Genomic DNA, 19,273 nt, shown 5'->3' with positions numbered 1-19,273 from the left:
GTAAGAATAATACTACTCAAATCGTAGAAAAACTATTAGTATAACTTATTTCCCACATTTTTTTAAATAATAGGCTATTTGATAATATTTTATGTCATATCCCTGTTCTTGTAATATTTTAGATATCTTCCTTGGACCTAATCCATTATTCCTCAAATCTAAAATCATCTGTTTTGGAAGTACGGTTTTTAAATAATATGGATTACTATTAATATCAAATGTCTTTGAAGATGTGCTATTATCAACAAACGAATTTGTATGTGTTGGAATATGAGTAGAATCAACATAAACATCAATAGAAGAATATGGTTTTATATCACTAATTAAAGGACATGCTGAATCTATACTTGCATTTATAACATCACGAAATTGTCTTATGTTTCTTGGATATTCTGCATCCAACAGTGCTACTTTTGCAATAGGAGTATAATTAACTTCAAGATTTATTTTATTTATTGTTAGAACATTTTCTTCATATTTATCTGTAAAATGTTTTAGTAGATCTTCTTTTTCTTGTTTTGTTCTTTCAGCTAAAGGTGGTAAATACAATTCGTACTGAGCTAACCTCTGATATAATTCAGGTAATAGAACTTCTTTCAAATTTTTTGTGGACGCAGCTATTATAATTACATCAACATTTTGTAATTTAGTACCACCAATTTTACGAATATTTCTTGATTCTATAGCCTTCAAAAGCATTGTTTGGTGATTACCTAATGCATGTGCTTCATCTAAAAAAAGTACACCTTTATCTGCTTGTTCAAATAATCCTTTTTTATTTGTAGATCCAGTAAAAGCACCTTTTTCAGAACCAAATATTTCTATTGCTGCAATGTCTGGATTTGTAAATTGAGCACAATTTACCTCAATAAATGGAGCATCCTTGCCTAACGCACCAATTTCCTTAGCATACAAATATATATAATACGCAAGCATAGACTTTCCCGTTCCTGATTGACCTGTTATAATAGAATGTCTTGGACCACCTAATGCACCTACTGTTTTTCTAGCTTTCTTGATAATATTCTTTAAACTTCCGTTTGCCCCTACAATACTTTCATTGTGGCTTTCTGATTTACTCAATTTTATCTGTAATTCAAGATGATTTAACCTTTCGTTTAATTGCTCTATATCATCAATACTCTTAAATACTGAAAATCCTCCTTTAAATTTGCCATCAATAAAAAATGGATATGCATTAACTAAATATCGCTTTCCATTTTTATAATTTATCTTTCTTCCAACAATCTCTTTTTTATCCACCATTAAATCTCTTAACGCCGAATGTGGATAAAATTCATCTATTGGTTTATTCAACATCTCATCTATACTTTTATTTGCGTATTTTGCTGATTCTTCATTAACAAACACTAGTATACCATTTTCATCTATCACATTAATTCCATCATTTACATGATTAAATATTTCATTAAACATATAATTCTTATCGTAACCAGGCAAATCAATTGACATATATATCTCCTTTCAATATATAGATTGTGCATTAATGATATAATAATATTTTATCACAATATATTAAAACATGGAATTATGTTAAGATTAATTATCCCTGATTATTTCATATTTTTATGTAATCAGGGATAATAATAATTTTTAAACTTTATTTAATTCTTATTTTAAAATTTATTATAACTATATTTTTCACAAGTCATTCATAAATTTTTTATATAATATAACTTCTATAATCTATTTAAAATCTTCTCTTTGAGGTGTAAATATACATAATACCATATATATTTATAAGTCACGTACTATTAAGCCAATCAATTCAATATAATTTTTACCAATGTAAATAGAAGCATTGATGAAAATAAATAAACTTGATAAAATATTATTAATTACGACATATTTTGCATTGGATTGCACTATAGTTTTAGTAATAGGAGGTTTTTTATGAAGAAAAGTTCAATTTTAGAATATTTATACAAAATTACTGAGACCTTTGATTTTGATGGTAAAGAAAAATTTACCGCCAATTATATCAGTAAACAATTTAATTTAAGCCGTAATACAATTAGCCAATACCTCAACGAATATGTTCAATTAGGAAAAGTTATCAAGACACATTCTAGACCGGTTTATTTTTTTCATAAGGAATGTTTAGAAACTAAGTATTCAGTTTCTTTTAAGACAACTAATTTTGATAACATAGATGAACTAAAAAAATTTTTGATAGAAGTAAAAAAACCTTTAAATAATTTTCAAAAAGCTATAGGATTTCAAGATAGTTTATATTATCCTATAGAACAACTTAAAGCTGCTATTAAATACCCTACCGATGGCTTACCTGTTTTAATCAACGGTCCAACAGGTGTTGGGAAAAGTTTTTTAGCACATTTGATGTACGAATATGCTGTTGATAATAAGATAATAGATACTAATCATCCATTTGTAGTTTTAAATTGTGCTGAATTTGCTGATAATCCTGAACTATTGACAGCTAATTTATTTGGCTATGTTAAAGGTGCATTTACAGGAGCAGATACAGATAAAGTAGGACTAATAGAAGAGTCAAACGGCGGCTTTTTATTTCTAGATGAAGTACATTGTTTAAGCTCTAATGGGCAGGAAAAACTTTTTCTTTTTATGGATAAAGCAAAATTCAGAAAATTAGGAGACAATAAAACTTGGCATACTTCTAAGGTTAGAATTATTTTTGCAACTACTAAAAATCCCGAAGAAGCACTTCTTAAAACTCTTATGCGAAGAATTCCTATTGTTGTTCAAATTCCTGCTTTAGAAGAACGTTCAGGAGAAGAACGTCAACATATGGTTTATCATTTTTTACAGGTAGAGTCACAACGTATCGGTAAAACAATTATAATAAGTAAACAAGCTTATAATGTTTTATTAAAAGTAAGCTTTTCAGGTAATGTAGGGGAATTAAAAAATTGTATAAAGCATACTTGTGCTAATGCTTATATGAAACAAGACCAGCAAACAGAGCATTTATCAATTCACATGAATCATTTACCTTATAATTTGTATGGAAATATTTTTGCAAAAAATATAGAAATAAATGCTTTAGAAGATGTTAAAGATATGATAGTTATTAGTCAAGAAAATACTCTCTATTTCGATCAAACACGCTGCAATCGGTTAATAAATTTATATGGTAAAATCATCACTTGCTTTGATAATTTTTACGAGGAAAAAATCGATATCGATACATTTACACAAAAAAGTTTAGGTTATGTGGATAATTATTATGATTACCTTATCTTTAGAAATAAAAACAGAAATCTTAATGCTAAATTGGATATTATCATACATTTACTCAATAATATTTTTAATATGTTAGAGAACAAATACGGTTTGAAAATGCAAAATAATATGATTTTAATTTTATCACAATACATTTTAGAATACGATCATATAAAATCGTATCTAAAAGTCAACAAGCATTTTGAAAGAAAAGAAATAACAAGAATTTTTAACTATTTACAAATAAATTTTCAAAAAGAATATATTATGACAATGGAATTGGTGGATTTTATTAATAAAAATCTGGATGTTGAACTTGATACAATGGATATAGTTATTTTTATTCTTAATATCAAGTCTATTCATAAAAATAAAAACACTAACAAAATTCTGGGTATTATATTAAGCCATGGTTATTCAACTGCGAGTAGTATTGCTGATGCAGCAAACAAATTAATCGGGCAATATGTATACGAAGCAATCGATATGCCCCTAGACGTATCGACTGAAACAATTCTTTTTAGGTTGAAACGCTATCTAAATCGTATGCATACTTTTAAAGAGGTCATCTTATTAGTTGACATGGGTTCACTCAAAGATATTTACAAAGGCTTAGAAAGCTTTGAAGACCGTACAATCGGAATAATAAATAATATCACTACAAAATTAGCACTGGATATAGGCTCTAAAATTGTACAAGGTAAGGAAATGGAAAGCATCTTAAAAGAATCCAGTGAAAATATTTATTCTACTTATAGAATAATCCGCCCTAAGAATAAAAAGAAAGCAATTATAACAGTGTGTGCAACTGGAATTGGAACAGCAGAGAAATTTTCAGAACTACTTAAAACGAGTATTCCATCTAAGGTTGATTTAGACATTATTGCTTATGATTATGAAAGATTATCGAGAAATAAAAAAAATGATGAGGTTTTTAAAAAATATGATGTTGATTTAATATTAGGAACACTAAATCCTGATATTGAAGGTTCAACCTTTGTCGCAATAGAAGATATCATCTCTGGTAAAGGTATTGATGTGCTAAAAAAATCTTTAATTGAATATTTAAGCGAAGAAGAGCTTGAAATTATTAATAATAACATTGTAAAGAATTTTTCTCTACAAAATGTACTCAATCATTTAACTATTCTAAACGCTGATAAAATTTTAGATTATATAGAAGATGCTTTAAATAAACTACAAATTGCATTAGAGCAAAAACTAAGTAATAAAATATTTATTGGTTTATATGTACACTTGAGCTGTTTAATTGAAAGGCTTATAATGAAAAATCCTATTAAGACATATTATAATATAGAATCATTCATAAAAGAACATAAAGACTTTATGCAAATAGTTAAAAATAGTTTTAGTGTCATTGAAAAAGTTTATAGTGTCGAAATTCCCGAAGCAGAAATTGGTTATATATATGATATTATATCTAATGAATGTGATATTTAAGAACTTTCTAATAAAAATTCTATGAATGCCAAGTAATCGCCAGATTATTTGGCATATTTTTTGCTCTTATATAAAGCAGAGAAAAAATAGTAAACAAAGGAGGGCAGATATGAAAAAATTTATTTTAGCATCACATGGGAATTTGGCAGCAGGGATTTTAGACTCAGCCCAGATGATTATTGGAAAACAAGAAAATGTTAGCGTTTTTTCTCTAAAACAAGGAGAACATCCTCAGGATATAGCTGATGAAATAAAAAAGATGATTTTAGCATCACCAAATGACGATTTCATTATTGCAACTGATATCATGGGAGGAAGTGTTCAACAAGCATTATCTCAATTAGTTAAACTAGATCATGTATATCTGGTTACTGGAATGAATTTGTTAATGGTTTTAGAATTGTTTTCAATGGGAGATGAAGAATCAGCTCCCGAAAAAATAAGAAACATTGTAGAGGATGTAAAAAAAAGCATCGCTTTTACAAATGATCAATTTGAACAAAATAAAAACAAAGGAGATGAAGATGAATGGTTAAATTGTTAAGAATTGACGATCGTCTTTTGCATGGACAAGTTGCCTTTGCGTGGACAAAATCTTTAGGTGTAGAAGCAATTGTTGTAGCAAATGATGATGTAGTCAAGGATGATTTAATAAAAATGAGTATCAAAATGGCAGCACCACCAGAAGTTAAATTGGCAATACGTTCAATTGATGATGCTGTTAAATTGATAGAACATCCAAAAACTCAAGATATGTCACTATTCGTCGTAGTAAGAACAGCAAAAGATGCACTAAGACTAGCTGAAAAAACTGATTTAATACAACATATTAATGTTGGAGGAATTAAAAAAGAAGAAGGTAAACAAATGTTAACAAGAGCAGTTTTTGTTAGCGATGAAGATATTCAAATATTTAATCAATTATCAGAAATGGGACGAGAAGTAGAACTAAGACAAGTTCCTACTGATAGTAAAAAGTATATCCATGAATTATTAAAATAAACCCTGATTTTTATATAACTTTAAATAATATGATATTATATTTAATTTGTATGAATAATCTTGGTTAAATAATAGGAGGGAATAAATCATGTTTAATGCCTTTTTGATTGGTCTTATTAATGTATTTGGTTATTGTGATTATTTATTTGGTGGAATTATGATCAATCGTCCAATTGTACTAGCACCTTTAGTAGGTTTAGTATTAGGCGATTTACAAGCAGGTATCATGATTGGAGCAACTTTGGAACTTGTTTTCATGGGAGTTGTTACAATCGGTGCAGCTACACCACCAGACACAGTAACAGGAAGTGTACTTGGAACAGCTTTTGCAATTTTAACAAATAGTGGTCCTGAAATCGCTTTAGCATTAGCTTTACCTATAGCTATGTTATCACAGGCTGCTAAAATTGGAATCAATATTTTAAGAGCAAGCTTTATGCCAAAAGCTTTAGCCTATGCAGAAGCAGGTGATACAAAGGGAATGGAGAGAATCCACTGGATTGCATACTCTCTAATGTTAATAACAATGTTTAGTATTGCTTTTGTATCAATACTAATTGGTGCTGATGCCATGAAAGTATTTGTAGATAGTATTCCAGCTGTAATACTAGACGGAATGAAAGCTTCAGCAGGTTTATTACCAGCTGTAGGAATTGCTTTGCTAGCTAAAATGTTGATATCAAAACAATTTGCAGTATTTTATTTCTTAGGATTCATTTTAGCTGCTTATTTCAAATTACCTATTATGGCTGTTGCAATTTTAGGTATCATCGTTGCAGTTATTCTAATGTTTTTAGTACAGAAAGAACCTGTTAAACAAACGATTGTAGACGCTGAAGAGGAGGTACTTTTTGATGACTAGTATTAATAAAGAAAAAGATATGTCAACTGAGGATAAAAAACTATTAAACAAAGTTTTTAAAAGATCTTTTACACTTGAGTGTTCATTTAACTATGAAAAAATGCAGGCTTTAGGTTTTGCATATTCTATGATTCCTGTAATCAATAAATATTATAAATCAAAAGAGAAAAAAGCAGAAGCTTTAAAGAGACATATGGCATTGTTTAATACAACACCTCATGTTTCTTCATTTATAATGGGTATGGCTGCTGCTATGGAAAAACAAAACGCCGAAAAAGGAAATGTTGAACCATCTTCTATAAACGCAATTAAAGTTGGTTTGATGGGTCCAATGGCTGGTGTAGGTGATTCATTTTTCTGGGGAACTTTTAGAATTATAGCAGCAGGTGTTGGTGTTCAATTGGCTCAACAAGGTAGCCTTTTAGCTCCATTGATTTTCTTACTACTTTTCAATATTCCTCATTTAATAGTACGTTATTTCGGAACATTCTTAGGTTTTAAATTAGGTGCAAAGTTTTTGAAAAATGCTTATGAAAGCGGTATTATGAATAAGATTTCTAAAGCAGCAACTATTGTAGGATTAATGGTTGTAGGAGCAATGACTTTCTCAATGGTAAACTTCAGTACACCATTTGTAGTCAACTTAGGTGGAGCAAGTGTTGCACTACAAAATATTTTAGATCAAATCTTGCCTGGTGTTTTACCACTTGCATTAACATATGTATGCTATAAACAGCTTGAAAAAGGTCGAAATGTTAACTTAGTATTAGTTAGTTTATTAGTATTAGGAGTTCTTGGAAAATTTATAGGTATAGTATAAATAATTTAATATAACACATAACGGAAATTATACTCATCTGCAAATTTCAATGTTTATAATTTCCGTTGTGTTATCAAACTACATTGAAAATGCATAAAGAGGTGATATTATGAATATGTTGGATTACGTCAATCAAACACCAGAAGTATTACAAGATATTTTGTCAAAAAGAAAAACTATATTCAAGCCTTTAGTTGAGGCATTAAAAGAAAAACATTTTAATGAAATTGTATTTATTGGATCAGGAACTTCATATAATGCTGCTTTTACAGCAAAAATCTTTATAGAAACGATTTTAGATGTTAAAGTAACAACAGTTTATCCATATATGTTTAAGCATTATGAAAATATACTAAATCCTAATGCAATTTATATAGGAATTTCACAAAGTGGTAGTAGTCGATTAACCCATGAAGCTCTATCTAAGGTTAAAGCAAAGGGTCTTACTACAATTTCTATTACAAGTAATTTAAACAGTCCAATTGCAAAATTAACTCCTATATCACTAGATATGAGCTGCGGCGTGGAAACTGTTGTATATAGAACAAAAGGATACAGCTCTACACTACTTGACCTTTATCTTTTAACTCTAGAACTTGGGTTAAATCTTGAAAAAATCAGTGATGATAAATATGCTCAGCTAATCTTGAAATTAGAAAATGTTATAAATGAATTAGATGAAGTAATTGAAGCATCCGTTAATTGGTATAAAGAGCATAAAAAACCGCTTTTGAATAGAGATAAAATGGTATTGATCGGAACAGGTGAAAATTGGGGTACAGCTATTGAAGGAAGCTTAAAACTAGTAGAGACAGTTAAATGCTTTACTAATGCATATGAATTAGAAGAATATATGCATGGTCCTCAAAACGCTTTATCTGATGAAAGCTGCTTGTTTATCATAGCATCTGAAAATCAATCAAGTAAAAAAGCTAAGTTATTAAATGAATATCTAAAAACTAAAGTTAGTTGTTCATACTTAGTTGGAAGTGAAGGTGATTTGAAATTACCATGTAAAGGCGAAGCTGAATTCAGTGCTTTAGAGCTTGTGATTCCATTTCAAGTACTTTCATATTATCTTTCAATTGACAAAGGAATTGATTTAGATAAAAAACGCTTCCCTGATTTTGATGAATTCGTAGGTAAAAAATTATAACAAAATATTTTGTATTTAGTTATAAAACAAAATTCAAATAAATGTGGATAATTTTTATTGTTTTAATTCATAAGTTTTTGGCGAGGGAAACCATCTAATAATCTTTGACGGTTCCGACAAGAGCTCGTTTCTTTTGATTTAAGTAGAAGCGATGAAGAAACGAACTCTTGAAGTCACACTTTCAAAGAAACATTAGATGGTTTCCTAGTGACTATATTGGTAGTTTTTATAACTAATTTCAAAGCATCTAAAGATAGAATTTATGGGTATGTAGCATTTTGCAATTAACTAAACATTTTGTATTTAGGGGTGTTTGATACACCCCTATTTTTATTTTCACTCACTATCAAAAAGTATCTTTATAGGTTATAATAAATATAAACAAAATCTTGATTAATGTGGTGATATATATATGTATGAAGATATAATAAATGCTTTTTATGATAATAGGAATAAAGAAAACGCTATAAAAATGTCAGCTTATTTGAAAAATAATTTTCCTTTCTTAGGAATCAAAAAGCCTGAGAGAGCAGCTTTACAAAAGAATTTTATAAAACAGTGTAAACAAACTAAAAAAATAGATTGGAATTTCATATATGAACTATGGAATTTACCTGAAAGAGAATTCCAATATCTAGCTTTAGATTTATTAATAGCTTTAATCAAGGAACTTAAAAAAACTGATATTAATAAAATTGAAAATCTTATCATAAACAAATCATGGTGGGATACAGTGGATTTGCTAGCATCTAAACTAACAGGTTCTATTGTAAGCAAATACCCAGAGTTGAAGGAAACACATATTATAAATTGGAGCAATCAAGAAAATATATGGCTTATAAGAACTGCTATATTATTTCAATTAAAATACAAAGAAAAAACTGACACAGAGTTTCTCAGCAAAATCATAACTACTAATTACAATACAAATGAATTTTTTATTAACAAAGCAATAGGCTGGATATTGAGAGAATATTCTAAAACAAATAAGCAGTGGGTAAAAAGTTTTATCGAGAATAATGAATTATCGCCACTAAGTATTAGGGAAGGTAGTAAATATATATAGTCAATAAACAAAACTTACTGTTAGAGTCACTTACTCAGACTCATTCTTCCTCTGAGTAAGCGATTCACTCCAAAAATGAATTTTGGGTTCTCTGCTTACAGATATGAGCGTACTAGATGTAGCTCACTACTCACTACGTTCCTAGGAGTAAGCGACTTACTAGAAATCAAAGATTTCTGTTCGCTGCTCATCGCAGAAATTTGCCATTTTGAGACATCTCTTTGGGTTGTTTCAAAATAAGTAAAGTTCAAGGCTATATACTAATTGAAACTCAGACTCATTCTTCCTCTGAGTAAGCGATTCACGCCAAAAATGAATTTTGGGTTCTCTGCTTACAGATATGAGCGTACTAGATGTAGCTCACTACTCACTTCGTTCCTAGGAGTAAGCGACTTACTAGAAATCGTAGATTTCTGTTCGCTGCTCATCGCAGAAGTTTGCTATTTTGAGACATCTCTTTGGGTTGTTTCAAAATAAGTAAAGTTCAAGGCTATATATTATTTGAAACTCAGACTCATTCTTCCTCTGAGTAAGCGATTCACTCCAAAAATGAATTTTGGGTTCTCTGCTTACAGATATGAGCGTACTAGATGTAGCTCACTACTCACTTCGTTCCTAGGAGTAAGCGACTTACTAGAAATCGTAGATTTCTGTTCGCTGCTCATGATTAGTCGTGAAATATTTCAATAACGCAGAAATTTGCCATTTTGAAACAACCTAATTTAAATCCAAATCAAGCATATAATAGTTTTGAATTTTAATGACATCCTTTCGTGCAAATTTTAGTGGTTCTTTAAAGATAGGTCCGTCAATAACTATTGTATGAAATTCGCCATTTTCTCCACATGCATCAATACCAAGTTGTTCAAATTCTTTAATTAATGTTTTATCAAAAACTCTGCCTAAATAATCTTTTGACAAAACATCACCATTCAATGTCACTATAATAGCTTTGAAGCCTAAATCAACAAATTCTTCAATTAACTTTCTTCTACTCTCCTGCCAAATAGGATGATATACTTCTATTTCAGTATGATCGCATGCCTTTACAACCCACTCTCTATGGTCATCTATATCTATATCTCCAAATACACCTATTTTAGCTCCTTCTTTTTCTAATAGACACATCTTTTCTTTAAAAACATTTTCATAGTCTTCCCATGTAGCCTCTCCATAAATTAAGTCCATATCAAGAAGCTCAGCCTGTTTTTTTATAATTTCAGGCTTTAAACCATGTCCTCTAGATCTTTGTCCATCTTCTTTAAACATTGTAAATAAATATTTCACTTTAATTCCTTCTTTTAATGCTCTATGTAGTGCAAGACAAGAATCCTTACCCCCACTAAAGGAACAAAAAGCATTGTTTTCTTTGTTCACTTCACTCACCCCTAATTTAACTAAAACTTCAATATCCTTGTTGAATAAAACCTTTGATCCATTGATGATATTTGATGTTTTTTTATGCTGTACTGCCCTAGAGTATTTATATAAGCTTCAACACCCAGCAGTCCCGGTGCATAAATAAAACTTCCATTTGTTTTTAATGAGCTTAATAATTCATTAATTTTCGTATTGAATTTTTGGATATGTCCATCTGATCTATTCATGTGATGATAGACATGATTTGAAAATGCCATATGCGATATGATAGTTCCCCAATAATTCTTTCTATAATCAAAATCAAACCAATCAAATGAATATAAGTAATCAGTATTTTTATCTATACATCTATCTAATCCATATGCTTTTATTCCATGATCTCTCAAATATTTAACTAAATTAGCATTTTCTCCACAGCCTAAGTCCAAAACAGGCTCTACTATATCAGATATATTTAAAGCTAGTATTTTCAGCTGAAATTCAGGAGAATATTCTTCACATATTATTTTTTCTATAAACATATTACTTTGATTTTTAGAAATATAGTCTCCATTAGTCTCTATCAAAAACTCACAAAGATTACAAGAATGAATATATAATATCTTTTCAATATCTTTAGTATTTATTTCTTCCCTACTTAGTAGTTTATATATATTCTCAATGTATCTTATATAAATATCTTTCAATATTTTTTGACTGCTCTTTGTAAAATATAAATATTGATTATTAAATATAAACATTTTTATAGCTTTCTGCATGAAATAATCAGATAGATAATCATACTTATCATTATCATATTCACTCTTTAAACTTTCTCTAATCTCATTCTTGAATTTTCCACATCCAAATAAAAAATATTCAGACGGTCTTATGTTACTTTTAGTACCTTCTAAATTTCTTTTATAAAATAAGTTTACCTTTTCATTATATCTAAACTGCATATCTATATAATTTATCAATTCTTCTCTATTCATATAAATCCTCGTTATTGTTTTTTTAATTCTAACCAATTTATAATGTTTTCATAATTATCATACGTTTTTATCAAAAAATAACACAAAATAACTATTCTTATCTAATTGGTCTTCTACCTTCTAACTAAATTCTCTTTATTAATCTAAAATTTGTGTCACTAGCGGAGACACAAATTTGTTTCAAGAAGTAAGCAATTAACAACAAATGAATTTAGCCTATGCTTAAAAAATTCCTATTAAAAGAGTATTAACTCTAATAATAGGAATTATATCATATACACACTTATAAACAAATTAAATTAACTATATTTCTATAGCTCTCTCCTTTTTCCATCTTAATACAACCAACACTGTAGAAATTATAATAAGTGTTAGGTAACAAATAAATGTTAATGCTTTACCTTTATATATAACTGTCAAATCATTAATTATATATCTTTGCACTAAGAATATAAGCCCTGCATATATTGGAATCTGCAACCCTATTGCAGCCATATAATTTGATACTTTGCTTGATACAAATGCTGTTATTAATGAAACTACAAAGCTTAATATAAATGTACATATAACAATAACATATATATACTGCATAAAACTCAAATCAAACCAAAATAATTTATTGAAAATAGAATTTATACTGCTCTTAAAATACATACTTACATTATTAGTAGAATAGATTATCAAGAAAGCTCCCATTTGTGTTGCTGTAATCATAAATGCTGAAATCAAAGCTGCAGCTATCTTTTTCTTGTATAAATTTCTGCCCGTTTTAGAGGTATATTGAATGTACTCTACTTTATTTCTTTTATCTCTTAAAAATATTGGTATTGTCATAAATATTACACTCAATAATATCAATGCTATAACATACTGTACAGAATCATTAAAATTATTAAAAACAAAATACGGCAGAATATCATTATTATTATTATTTTGTTTTAGTTGTTTATTTCTGCCTTCATAGTTTGTATTTAGGCTACTTTTAGATACCTTCTCTTCACTGTTTTCATATTTATATACCAGCCAATCCATTGCTTGAAGCTCCCAAAACACATCTACTTGCTCTTCAAACATTACTTTTTTTATTAGGTTATATAACTCCTCATCATATACATCTATATCTTCAAATGCACTATAAGTAGTTATACCTACCTTTACAAATTCTTCTTTTGAGGTAAGATATTTATTTGCTTTTTTAATTTTTTCTGCGTGAATACCCTTGAAGTTATTAAATTCACTGCTGTCCATATTATTACCATAGTCTTCTATCATTTTAACTGATATATTATAAAAATCACTTTCTGGTCTCCCATTAGGAAAATAATCTATATAAAAGCTGATAAATATATAATACATCATAAAACTTCCTATTATCACCAAAGAAATCATTTTTATATTAAATATCTTTTTTATTTCGTTTAGTACTACCTTCATATTCATTCTCCTTAATCCCTGATTATTCATATAACGCCCCATAATATGCTGTAAGTTTCTGAATTATGAGCAGAGAACCTAAATTTTAATTTAGTGTGAATCGCTTATTCAGACGAAGTAATGAGTCTGAGGTACATTTTAAATTAGATTCGAAGGCATACCAAGTTGGTATGTCGAGAATTTAATGGATATCTTATAATCAGAAGGATGTTTATTAATGAATCTCATATTCAGTTCCTTCATATGAATAAGCGACTCACATAAAATCACAGATTTTAGTTCCCTGCTCATAATTTTCTATGAATAATCTGGGTTAATATATATTTTGATGCTTAAATCTCTTTATACATAGTTTTATTAATATAATCAATATACAAGCCCAAACGCCTAGTGTAATCAGTTCATAGTATTTAATTATTGTAAGTGCTCCACTTTCCATAAACCAAAATACTGAACCCCACACAAGTGAAAAAGGTGTTAATACTGATAAAAATATAAGCTTTGTACTTCCTGGTATAATCGAAGGAAGCATATAGCATATACCTGCTAAAATCAAAAATACAAAAAATACTACGTAATTATTTCTTATTAGCTCTGATAAAACAACAGCTATACCTACAAAAACTAATTCTATAGCATACACCAGCCCTATAGAACATAATAAAAACTTACCATAGGACATTTTAAACCAGCTCATAAATGGAGTCTTCAATTCCCAATTAAAAACACTATTTATAGGTACATTTAAGAGCCTTGAATAATCAAAAACAATAAAATACACTCCTAATGTAATACCCATTATAACCGTTGTAACTAGTACACTTATTATCAAAGCTGTAAACAGCTTGTCTTTTATAAGATTCCTACCTTTCCTTGTAGTGTAAATCAAAACGAAAGTCTTATTATTAAATTCATAATTAATTAAATAAGAAGTTATTAATACTACAATTATCATCACTTCAAACATTATAGTTTTTAATAAGTCTCTAAATAGAAATAAATGCATTCTATTACTCTTGCCAAATAAAAATAAATTTATATGCTCTTTATTCTTAATTATTTCATAAAATCTATCATTAAATTTTCTATATTGAGTTCTTACTGTTTCTGCTGCCTGACCTGATAATTTATTCATTTCTATTTGCTCTTCGCCTAACTCTATAATGTCTATATTTTTATATTGAGCTTTTAACGGATTTATCAAATCATAATAAAACTCTATTACCCTTAAATCATCAAGTAATTCCTTTTCTTCATCCGTATAACCGTCCATTACTTCTTCAATTTGATATTTGTTTTTTTCAAAAAAATCGTCTATACTTTTATAAATTTTGTTGGTCTTTTTATGATTTAAATTGTTAAACTTTTTTAGTTTATCGTTATAATATTTATCAAGTTTTTCTAACATTTCATCATCTATTTTATAGCCAACTTCGTCTATTATTTTGTTTAGTGAATCAAGCTCTTCTCTTACATAGAGTTTTTCACTTATTAATAAAAAGTTAAAACCTATAAATATACAGATTAACACTATTAACGGATATGATACAGATTTTTTCAACTCATACATCTTATAAATCATGGCTTACTCCTCTATTGAATCTCTATATTCATACAAAAATATATCTTCAAGGTTTGGAGTAACTGCTTTCCAATCATCTTTTTTATCGTCATTGTCTTCACATATAAATCTTATACACATATTTCCGCTTTCTTGTTTTTCAGATAACGCTATGTACTTTTTTCTAAAATTCATAGCATCATTAAACTCAATATTAGTTTCATAGACCTTATTATCTAATATTCTACATATGTTTTTTATAGTATCTTTATACAGTACCTTATGCTTTTTTATCATAATAATTTCATTTGCAATAAACTCAATGTCAGATACTATATGAGTTGATATTATTACTATTCTGTCTCTTGATAAACTGCTTAGTAAATTTCTAAATCTTACTCTTTCTTTTGGATCTAGTCCAGCAGTTGGTTCATCTAATATTAACAGCTTAGGATCATTTAATAATGCTTGTGCAATACCAACACGCTGTATCATCCCTCCAGAAAATTTCTTCATTTTCTTATTTGCTACTTCCTTTAGTCCTACTACTTCTAAAAGCTCTTTTACTCTATTCTTAGCAGTGCTTTTATCTAGTCCTTTTAATGCTGCTATGTACATCAAAAACTGCGATGGACTGTAATTATTATAATATCCAAATTCTTGCGGCAGGTATCCTAATATATCACGATACTCATCATCTAATTTTTTTATATCTGTACCGTTATAAAGAATTTCTCCTTTCGTAGGAAATATTAATGTCGTAAGCAGTTTTATAAGAGTTGTCTTTCCTGCTCCATTTGGAGCTAATAATCCATATATACCATTAGTAAATTCTAATTTTATATTTTCAAGTACTGAAAATCTTCCGAAACTCTTGCTTAAATTATTTACTATTAACACTTAAATCTCTCCCTTTATATTCTTGAAGTTAATAAGTCTTTTTAAATTTTTTAAATATACAGCTGTACATATCATTGTTATTAATACATGTACAAATATTGGAACTTCTATCAAAAGCTTATTATAAAAATCTATCTTATAGGCATTTAATATAATATTTGCTGATATCCATCCTAATGTAATAAAATACTTAGTCAATGATGATGAAATATTCACTATTGCATAAAGAAATATCGAAGAAAATAAAAACAATGAAGAAATCGAAATTATTAATACTCTTAACACATCTATTTCTTTACTTGAGTAAAAAAATATAAAAAGAATGATTGTATTAATCAAAATGGTGACAATGCTAAATATGAGCATTCTAAGAGCAGATATTTGATATATGTTATACTTACATGTCATCTCTATCTCAAAAGTCTTTTTTTGTTTCGTATTAAAAAAGGAAAATAATGAAATACTTAGGTATAAAAGAGGTGAAACAACAAATATAAAACTGTATATCTGTTGAATTGTTACACTGTTATCATTTTTAGTAACGACTAATGCTAATGTAAAAAATACTATACCAATAAGCACTATAAAAATTATCTCACTCATATCATGAAATATATTTCTAACTCCCAACTGGCTGTACATATCTTTTATATGCCCCAAAAATGATACTCTAGGTTTAACACCTCTTTGAACTATCGTTTCTATCTCTGAGTCAATAAAATCAAATCTAGGCTCTAATTTATCTTTGTTCATTTTCCCTCTCCTTCAAAATTTTCTTTATTTTATTAATGCTAGAATAATATCTGGTCTTAACTGTTGATTCAGGAAGCTCTAATGCTTTCGATATTTCAGAAAATGTCAACTGACCAAAAATCTTCAATCTTACTATTTGCTGAATGTTAGCTTCAAAACTATTAATAATTTCTATTATTTCTTTCATATCTTCTTTAAGTTCTAAATCCAGCTCGATATTACTTGAACTCTTCAGCTCATAATCGTCAAGCTTTTCTACTACAGTTGAATATCTATAATATTTAGACCTATAGTAATCAACTATTTTATTACTCGCTATTTTATATAACCAAGTTCTAAAGGATCCTTTATCTCTTCTGTAATTATCTAAAGATTTTAAAACACTTATAAATATTTCTTGTGTTAAATCTAAAGCTAATTCTCTATCACTTGTTTGTCTATATACATAAATGTATATTTCCTTGTAATATATCGATATCAGTTGATTAGCTGCTGTTTTATTTGATTTATTTTTTATTCGTTTTATTAGTTTTTCTTCGTTATTCATATCTCCAGCCTTTTCTTAGTGAAAATAATGTATGCATACTTTTTTATCTTCACTTATGTATTCGAAGTTAATTTATAAATAGTTTTATTTTAGTAACATTTTTTTTATATTCTTCTTGTCAATGTTATAATTATAATATAATTCTTGAGCTAAAAGGTATTATATTATATAATTTTAAAACTAGGGGGAAAAAATAATCATGCATTATTATTTTGTTACTATGAATAGTGAATATGCTAATGAAATTGCTTATGATTGGAAATACGAAGGAATTTATTCATTTTATGATATGACTGCTGATGAAGAAGATTTAAGGGATTTTCTCAATGAAGAAAATTGGGATGGATATTTCGCAGTGCTAAATGACAAAAGTGAATTAGTTGGTTATTATTCTTACTACTTTGAAAATGAAATAATGTGGATAGGTTTTGGTCTCAAACCTGAATTAACAGGAAAAAGGTATGGCTGTGAATTTGTAAATGCAGGTATTAATTTTGGTACAAATAAATTTGATTATAAAAAAAGCTACATAATGCTAGCAGTAGCCACATTTAATAAACGTGCAATACAAGCATATGAAAAAATAGGGTTTAAATCTGTTGAAAAATACATGCAAAACACAAATGGCAGTGAATTTGAATTTATTAAGATGAAGAAAGATATCAAAAAATCCACAACATAACATTGTAGATTTTTTGATATCTTTTTATATAAATATTACTTAATTCTTTTCCTCATCCTATAAACGTCTAGCTCTTTTCCTGAAATTTCTCCTACAGTAGTGTAAAATACTTCAAATCCTACTCTTTCATAAACTTTAATAGCCCTTTTATTAAATTTAGCAACTCCGCAGCGGACGTATTCACCTTTATAATTATATAAATTAACAGCAAAATCAACACAAGCAGAAACAAATTTTACTCCCAATCCTTTTGAGGTTAACTCAGGTTTCAAGCCCCATCCTACCCACATTTCATATATCTTGTCTGGGTTATTGTTAACAGTCTCATGATCAACGTATCCATCGTCTTCTGAGTCATCATCCTCTTCTTCATAAAACTCTATAGTTAACTCTCCTACTAAATTATCTTCTTCATCTAAAGCTGCAAACTTACCTTTTCCCCAACACTCCTCATCTAACAGTAAATCTTCTTCATTACAATAATCATAAATTGAATACTCTCCACCATATTTCCAGTTATTAATCATCTCTGTTGCATACTCTTTATTCATTGGAACAAATGTAAATGTCATTGTTATTCCCCCTTAGTTTTTAACCATTTAGTTAGTTGCGAAACTCTACACTACTCATAAATCTATGTTTATATATTTTAAAGCGACTCAGTTTACCCTTTATGTGAATTGAAAAAATTACCAAAACAGTTACTAGGGAACCGTCAAAGATTATGAGATGGGCCCCCTCACAAAAAACTTATGAGCTAAAATATTAAAGTTATCCACGTTTTTTAAATTTGTATTTTGCAACTACCTATTTCAAGCAAACCTCTTTAGCAACCTACAATTATAATTTTATACAATAATCATTAAAAACTCTACTTTGTTACATAAGCTTTAATTATCTATCCAATACCTTTGTACAAGCTCTCCATCATCCAATACTTCATTTTCCAAAACTCCACCATTTTTCATTATTGTTTTGGCAGATGCTATGTTAGTTTTGTTGCATGTTACAAGAACTCTATTTATACCAAACTCTTTTGCTATATCTAATCCTAAATTTAACATTAATGAAGCATAGCCTTTTTTACGTTCTGATGGACGTACACCATAACCTATATTACCGCCAACCTTTAACAGATGGTCATTTAAATAGTGTCTAATATTTATAGCCCCAACAATCCTATTGTCTTCTGAGGTAAGAAAATACGTATGTGCAGGAACAAAATTGGATGGACATGTCTCTTTGTTTTCTGATTTATGTGTATTCTCCAACCATTCTTCATAGTTCATATCTAATAGTCTTGCTGAATAAGGTACTATTTTTTCATTGTTATTCTCCCAATCCTTAACATAATCAAGAAATTGTGATTTTAAATCAATACTTGGCCTTACTAATTTACATTTCAATTTAAACATCCTTTCTATAAATTTATCACTATCTGATTATATAA

General features: G+C 28.4%; 18 protein-coding genes. 8 read left to right on the top strand and 10 right to left on the bottom strand.

Annotated elements, in window-relative coordinates; all coding sequences use genetic code 11:
• Nucleotides 1-45 precede the first annotated feature (45 nt).
• A complete protein-coding gene (locus AYC61_RS03305) occupies nucleotides 46-1,473 on the bottom strand; it encodes a sigma 54-interacting transcriptional regulator (RefSeq protein ID WP_066496864.1) in 1,428 nt (475 codons plus the stop codon).
• 441 nt (nucleotides 1,474-1,914) lie between these two features.
• Between AYC61_RS03305 and AYC61_RS03300 the strand changes: the two genes are divergently transcribed.
• From AYC61_RS03300 to AYC61_RS03270, 7 genes are all read left to right on the top strand, one after another.
• On the top strand, nucleotides 1,915-4,686 hold the full coding sequence (locus AYC61_RS03300; protein WP_066496863.1) for a sigma 54-interacting transcriptional regulator: 2,772 nt from the start codon (nucleotides 1,915-1,917) through the stop codon (nucleotides 4,684-4,686).
• A 109-nt stretch (nucleotides 4,687-4,795) separates the two neighbouring features.
• Entirely contained in the window at nucleotides 4,796-5,230 is a 435-nt protein-coding gene (locus AYC61_RS03295; RefSeq protein WP_066496857.1) for a PTS sugar transporter subunit IIA, read from the top strand.
• Nucleotides 5,215-5,688 carry a PTS sugar transporter subunit IIB gene (locus AYC61_RS03290; protein WP_066496855.1) on the top strand — a complete coding sequence of 158 codons (474 nt, stop codon included), beginning with the start codon at nucleotides 5,215-5,217 and terminating at the stop codon, nucleotides 5,686-5,688. Before AYC61_RS03295 ends, AYC61_RS03290 begins: the two co-directional genes overlap by 16 nt.
• 88 nt (nucleotides 5,689-5,776) lie before the next feature.
• A complete protein-coding gene (locus tag AYC61_RS03285) occupies nucleotides 5,777-6,550 on the top strand; it encodes a PTS mannose/fructose/sorbose/N-acetylgalactosamine transporter subunit IIC (RefSeq protein WP_066496853.1) in 774 nt (257 codons plus the stop codon).
• Nucleotides 6,543-7,370: a PTS system mannose/fructose/sorbose family transporter subunit IID gene (locus tag AYC61_RS03280; RefSeq protein ID WP_066496851.1), complete on the top strand. Its 828-nt coding sequence runs from the start codon at nucleotides 6,543-6,545 to the stop codon at nucleotides 7,368-7,370. Before AYC61_RS03285 ends, AYC61_RS03280 begins: the two co-directional genes overlap by 8 nt.
• A gap of 109 nt (nucleotides 7,371-7,479) precedes the next feature.
• Nucleotides 7,480-8,526: an SIS domain-containing protein gene (locus tag AYC61_RS03275; RefSeq protein WP_066496850.1), complete on the top strand. Its 1,047-nt coding sequence runs from the start codon at nucleotides 7,480-7,482 to the stop codon at nucleotides 8,524-8,526.
• A gap of 412 nt (nucleotides 8,527-8,938) precedes the next feature.
• The gene (locus AYC61_RS03270) at nucleotides 8,939-9,592 is read left to right on the top strand and encodes a DNA alkylation repair protein (protein ID WP_066496848.1); all 654 of its coding nucleotides are present in this window, start codon (nucleotides 8,939-8,941) and stop codon (nucleotides 9,590-9,592) included.
• Nucleotides 9,593-10,309: 717 nt separating this feature from the next.
• Here the strand turns inward: AYC61_RS03270 and AYC61_RS03265 are convergent.
• The 7 genes from AYC61_RS03265 to AYC61_RS03235 form a co-directional block, all read right to left on the bottom strand.
• Nucleotides 10,310-10,969 (bottom strand): Dph6-related ATP pyrophosphatase, encoded by a 660-nt coding sequence (locus AYC61_RS03265; protein WP_066496847.1) that lies wholly within the window; start codon nucleotides 10,967-10,969, stop codon nucleotides 10,310-10,312.
• A 20-nt stretch (nucleotides 10,970-10,989) separates the two neighbouring features.
• The gene (locus tag AYC61_RS03260) at nucleotides 10,990-11,946 is read right to left on the bottom strand and encodes a class I SAM-dependent methyltransferase (protein ID WP_066496845.1); all 957 of its coding nucleotides are present in this window, start codon (nucleotides 11,944-11,946) and stop codon (nucleotides 10,990-10,992) included.
• A 303-nt stretch (nucleotides 11,947-12,249) separates the two neighbouring features.
• On the bottom strand, nucleotides 12,250-13,380 hold the full coding sequence (locus AYC61_RS03255; protein WP_066496843.1) for a hypothetical protein: 1,131 nt from the start codon (nucleotides 13,378-13,380) through the stop codon (nucleotides 12,250-12,252).
• A gap of 313 nt (nucleotides 13,381-13,693) precedes the next feature.
• Nucleotides 13,694-14,962, bottom strand: coding sequence for an ABC transporter permease (locus AYC61_RS03250; protein ID WP_066496839.1), 1,269 nt, complete (start codon nucleotides 14,960-14,962; stop codon nucleotides 13,694-13,696).
• A 3-nt stretch (nucleotides 14,963-14,965) separates the two neighbouring features.
• On the bottom strand, nucleotides 14,966-15,841 hold the full coding sequence (locus tag AYC61_RS03245) for an ATP-binding cassette domain-containing protein (protein WP_066496838.1): 876 nt from the start codon (nucleotides 15,839-15,841) through the stop codon (nucleotides 14,966-14,968).
• Nucleotides 15,842-16,594 (bottom strand): hypothetical protein, encoded by a 753-nt coding sequence (locus AYC61_RS03240; RefSeq protein ID WP_066496836.1) that lies wholly within the window; start codon nucleotides 16,592-16,594, stop codon nucleotides 15,842-15,844.
• On the bottom strand, nucleotides 16,581-17,141 hold the full coding sequence (locus AYC61_RS03235) for an RNA polymerase sigma factor (RefSeq protein ID WP_066496834.1): 561 nt from the start codon (nucleotides 17,139-17,141) through the stop codon (nucleotides 16,581-16,583). Before AYC61_RS03235 ends, AYC61_RS03240 begins: the two co-directional genes overlap by 14 nt.
• Nucleotides 17,142-17,340: 199 nt before the next feature.
• On the opposite strand from AYC61_RS03235, the gene AYC61_RS03230 reads away from it, so the two are divergent.
• On the top strand, nucleotides 17,341-17,823 hold the full coding sequence (locus AYC61_RS03230; protein ID WP_066496833.1) for a GNAT family N-acetyltransferase: 483 nt from the start codon (nucleotides 17,341-17,343) through the stop codon (nucleotides 17,821-17,823).
• A gap of 35 nt (nucleotides 17,824-17,858) precedes the next feature.
• Here the strand turns inward: AYC61_RS03230 and AYC61_RS03225 are convergent, their stop codons facing one another.
• Both AYC61_RS03225 and AYC61_RS03220 read right to left on the bottom strand, forming a co-directional pair.
• Nucleotides 17,859-18,395 (bottom strand): GNAT family N-acetyltransferase, encoded by a 537-nt coding sequence (locus AYC61_RS03225; RefSeq protein ID WP_066496832.1) that lies wholly within the window; start codon nucleotides 18,393-18,395, stop codon nucleotides 17,859-17,861.
• 318 nt (nucleotides 18,396-18,713) lie between these two features.
• A complete protein-coding gene (locus tag AYC61_RS03220; protein WP_242866731.1) occupies nucleotides 18,714-19,229 on the bottom strand; it encodes a GNAT family N-acetyltransferase in 516 nt (171 codons plus the stop codon).
• Nucleotides 19,230-19,273: the final 44 nt, after the last annotated feature.

The sequence above is a fragment of the Abyssisolibacter fermentans genome (genome assembly GCF_001559865.1).
GTDB lineage: Bacteria > Bacillota > Clostridia > Tissierellales > MCWD3 > Abyssisolibacter > Abyssisolibacter fermentans.
The sequence above is the reverse complement of the archived record's forward strand: the minus strand, read 5'-3'. Positions and strand labels throughout refer to the sequence as shown.